Origin of the sequence: Rheinheimera marina (assembly GCF_042654345.1) — a bacterium.
In the GTDB taxonomy this organism is placed as follows: Bacteria; Pseudomonadota; Gammaproteobacteria; order Enterobacterales; family Alteromonadaceae; genus Pararheinheimera; species Pararheinheimera marina.
On sequence record NZ_JBHSGB010000019.1, the window covers coordinates 1 to 4,798 of the forward strand.

General features: G+C 34.7%; 2 protein-coding genes. Both read right to left on the minus strand.

Annotation, left to right across the window (positions count from 1 at the left end):
- Positions 1 to 94: 94 nt before the first annotated feature.
- The gene (locus tag ACFO3I_RS18555) at positions 95 to 2,284 is read right to left on the minus strand and encodes a hypothetical protein (RefSeq protein ID WP_377336645.1); all 2,190 of its coding nucleotides are present in this window, start codon (positions 2,282 to 2,284) and stop codon (positions 95 to 97) included.
- Between the two features lie 2 nt (positions 2,285 to 2,286).
- Positions 2,287 to 4,479, minus strand: coding sequence for an McrB family protein (locus ACFO3I_RS18560; protein WP_377336647.1), 2,193 nt, complete (start codon positions 4,477 to 4,479; stop codon positions 2,287 to 2,289).
- Between the last annotated feature and the right edge of the window lie 319 nt (positions 4,480 to 4,798).

Below are 4,798 nucleotides of genomic sequence, written 5' to 3' on the forward strand. Positions count from 1 at the left end.
CATTCTCCTGCCAGAACCGGACAGGATTGATTAAAAATGTGGATCAGTTTTCGATGCAAATCTGGGGGGGTAGTGGATCACTTCTGGGTGCAATTCAACAATTATCCCAATCGAATAATTTCAACTCGCCTAAATAGCTCACATTTCCCCAACCTTGGGGTGACACAGGACCACCCGCATCCTTAAGAGCCTCTGTTACAGGATGAAAAATAAAAACTGCATTTCGCTCATCTTCTGAATAGTTTTTATCTAACGCCAACTCTTTAACTACACCACTAATACCGCCACGCTTAACCATGAAAGCTTGAGAGTAGAACTTAGCATCAAAAACTACACGCTTTTTAGTAAAGCCACCGGCTTTATTTTCAGAGATCAAATCTAAAACAAAATCAGGAGTCTTACCATTCTCTAGACGAGGCTCATAAGATAGTAAAATATTTCTTCTTGAATTTTGGTTGATAAACTTGATAGGTTCATTAAATAATTTATTCTCAAGTATTTTTAATAATTTCCGTTTCCAAGAAATCTCTGGTTCAAACCTAAAATTTTGGCGAAATGATTTAATCAATTGAAGTAAACACCAACGTTCATAGAGAACAGTAATGTCAACTAGGCCAATATTATCAATGCGTTCCAATGACATAAGAACGTCTTCATCTGTCAAACCGACTTGATTTTTTAGTTTGTTATAACTTGCATGAATCGCTTGATAACTTGGATTTTGAACAAAGGTCATAGAGTTTGGAAAAGTAGCCAGAGGCTTAACACCTAGAGAAAAAAGGTGCTTAATAATATCGCGTAATTGTTTTTCTTTCGGCGTCAAAAATGTTGCAACATAGGATATATTTTTATGCTGTTTATTAAAGTACTCTTTTCGGTTGATGATTGATGAACGCTCCTTAGCTTGCTCATCAAGTTCCTGCTTTGTTAGGTACTTTTTCCATCCATTTTTGCTAAGTAAAATGGCTTCCTGCTTCATTTTTTCAAGTTTTTCTTGCTTACGTACAAGCCAACCAGGATTACCAATAATTTCTATTACAGAAAGGCTATTTAAAGATAAAATTGCAATGTTGCCGTTACCGACAATTTGATAACTAATGTCGGCAAAAATTCTGTAGTCAGTATATTCAAGGAAAAGATTTTCGTATTTTTCACTTAAATTAATTGAAGAAAAATCACATCCGCCATAGGGAACCCATTCATTATTCAATAAAAATAAACAAAAGTATGCTCCATATTTATTCTTTTTTGTTATTCTTATATACCATTCATAACCTTGACTTAACTCGCACCCATTTACTGATATTAAATCTCTTCTAATTTTTGCATTTATTGCATTAATGTCCTGTTCTGCCACTGCCTTTTTATAGTCTTTTACAACAAGATCTCGATTTATAGTTTTGAAATCTTTTAAGTCAAAAAGGCGTTCTTCGAGGCTTTGCAAGTTGTTTTTCAGTCGTTCTATTTTACTTCGAGAAACTCGACACAACTGTGAAACGATACGCTGCATAGAAATTAGAGAGTAAAGAACATAGCCATTTTCTGGAACGTTATAGTTTGGTTCTGATCCTCTACTGGTTAAACTTCTAGCATTTCCTTTAGTAACTAATTCCATAAATGTTCTTGGAACAGGTTTCACTTCTTTGTATGGCTTTTGAATTTGAACTTCTCTTAACTCAGACTTTGGCTTTTTCAGTATATTTTTTGCATGCGTTAAAGCTGTATCTACTATCTTTAGAACAGACTCATCAACAACGCCTACTTCTTCTTGTTTTGCTTCACCTAAAATATAACTGTTTTCATCTAATATGAGCTCCCACATACCTGATTTAAAGTCTACAAGATACTTATCAAGATCTTCTTTCGATGCATCAACTAAATTTATATTAAGATACAGTGTCTGCTTCCCAATTTTGAAAATTATCTTACCAGCAGTCTTATGAGTGCTAGTTGACCATGATTTATTTTTTTTATCCCAAGCACCATGCTCTATCCACCATACTTTCTTTGATTCAGGATTTACAATTCTCTTTAGCGGAATAGTATTTCCATCTGCCAAAACAATTACTGGTGGGATATTAACGTTTTGGCTCGTATATGAAATCGCAAATTGTGAGCGATTTAACTCGACTACTTTAGGATAAATTGTTGTTTGAACCTCAAATATTTCATTTGAAATTTCGTCAATTGAAATTGAATACAAAGACTCATTGACTTCAAGTAAAGTTGATTTATCGTGCCAACGAGTTTCTATGTACTTTAGTTCGAAATTTGCGTTCCCCATTTCTAGGCCCAGTAATTCACAACGTCATCATTTGCTTTAGCTGCTTCCGTAAGCTCTTTCAACGCCTCAATCGCAGAAAATTCACCTGAAACTACCAAACCAGAAAGGTTATTTTCTATTTCAGGCAGCAAAACGCGTTCTATGTGAGTGATTTTGTTTGTATTACCGATAGGTTTAGAACCATCAAAAGTAAACTTCGGAAGTACCTTATGAATTAAAAAATTATTAAGCGCCAACTCTTTACTTTTATTTACATCACTAAAAAGTCTACTGTAATTCAAACCTTGCCTGATTGTTCTCATACCAAACTCGATTCCTAAGGGATGAAAGTGTTCTCTGTTAAAATTTATAAACAGAGAGCAAAAATCATCTGCAGGATCGAAATTTGGGTATGGTTCACGTACACCTAATTCATCGACTTTCAAGGTTACTGGTTTAGTAATATCTTCAAAACCATAGCTTTCGATTTCTTTTTCTATATAAGCCCAGTCTGTTAATAGTGGGCTTTTAAATTTCATTATATGAGCTCGATCCATAATCTTTGGAGATAAATAATGTGTTGTTTCATCTATATTTATGGCACCAATAATGCGTACATTATTCGGAATTGTAATAGTTGATGGAATACCGATAACACCTGAGAGCATTCGCCTTACGTCACCATGATACTTAATAAGTGAGTCTTTATCACTGAAACCAAATGCACGCCTCATTTCGGAACTGACTTGCTCATCCTGCATTAAAGCTACAAAATCAATAATTCCATTCTTGTTGTATTTTTCTTTTGCAGAACTAATAATTGAAACTACACCTCTCAGCTCAGATAATACATGTGCGGCTTCGTCGTCGGAATACAACTGAATTTGAGGTTGTTGTTTTCGCTCTTCCAACTTCGATAGAAAATCTGCAAAGTAGTATTCTACTCTTGCAAGATTCATCTCATCTAAGCATATAAAGTATGGAGTCTCTGGATTTTTGGATGCCTCTAATATGGCCTCTAAAAATGGGGTAGCTAGGTATTTTTTTTCTAAAGGGTTGTAGTAGCCAAGCAAGTCTTCTGAACTAGTCCAGTTTGGTTTAACTGGTATAATTTTGGAGACACCACTGACAGCTTGCGCAAAAGACTGTACAAGACTTGTTTTGCCTGAACCAGAATCACCAGCTAGGATGATCAAATCATTAGTTCGAATAAGCGTTAAGAAATTTTCTATGATATGACGCGAGTAAAACTGACCTTGTTCTCTTAGATGCGCTTGAATATAAGAAGTTAGCTTGGTGTAGTCAGAGTCAAAATCTTCGTCAAAACTTAAACCATCAACACTATTTTGATAGCTATCTCGCTCTCCAGAAATATCCCGATATACATCATCATCAATAAACTCGAAGTCTTTTAAAAATCCTGCTTTTTCCTGAACGTATTTTTTGAGTAGTTCAATTTTTTTGCTCATATCTTCTTCAATCTGCCGTTTTTTTTCTATGACTGAGTTAAGTGCCTGCTGTTCTATCTCAATGCTTTCCTTTACAGAATTTTGCTCACGTTCCAGCTCTGAAATTTTTTTATTAAGAATATCTTCTTCGTTTTTTAAATTTAATATTTTTTTATCAGAATCTTGAACTTGGGAATTCAATTTATCTTGAATTTCTTGATATTCTTCTTCTAACAGCTTAATTTTATTTAATGATTCTTCTTCTGCAACTCGTGTTTCTTTCTCTAAAGATGTTAGGAAATGATGATAAATATGTTCTGATATCAAGGTTGAATGATCTAACGCAACAATTTCATCAAGTTCAATTTTAGGAAGTTCAGTTAGCAACTCTACACTTGTGGGATCTATCGAAAGCAAAAATGGATTATCTTTTAGCTCACGTTGTTTGATTGATGCTAATTGCAGCTCACAAATGATGAATACAGAAGTCTTACCATTAAGAATGGTACGAGCCTCATGCGGTGGTAAAAATACTCCAGATTGCAATTCCTTGCTGTTTGGTAATGGATACTCAATAGCTTCGTTTGTGCTAATCAATTTTGCCAGCTTGATGCCAGCCCAATTTCCCTGAGGATTTACTACTAGCCTCCCCCAAACTCGTATTTTCCTATTTGGAATGCCCCATGCGTCATACAGGCATTTATATATAGCTTTTTCATCAAGCTGCTTTGCATAGCTTTTATCGTAACTGATTTTATTCTCTTCCATTTTAATTTATGCCTTCACTAGCAGAAAATTCAGTCAGTGCTACAATCTGCAAAAAATCTATTTAAAGAATAATTATGCCTATATTTCGGCAGAACAACTGAATTAAATAAAATTTCCATTACTGCATTTCTGTTTTGATAGTATTATACATTTCATGATCAAGCTAATAGCAATTAAGGCTTTGGAAAAAGCTGATTATTTTTGCCATTCGTCTCTCATCTAAATAACTGTTCCAATTAGTAGATCACTTGTAGGCGGGAACTCAATGCGGTTTGAGCGATCTGATCAGTCGCCAAACAACACAAACCATCAACCGCAT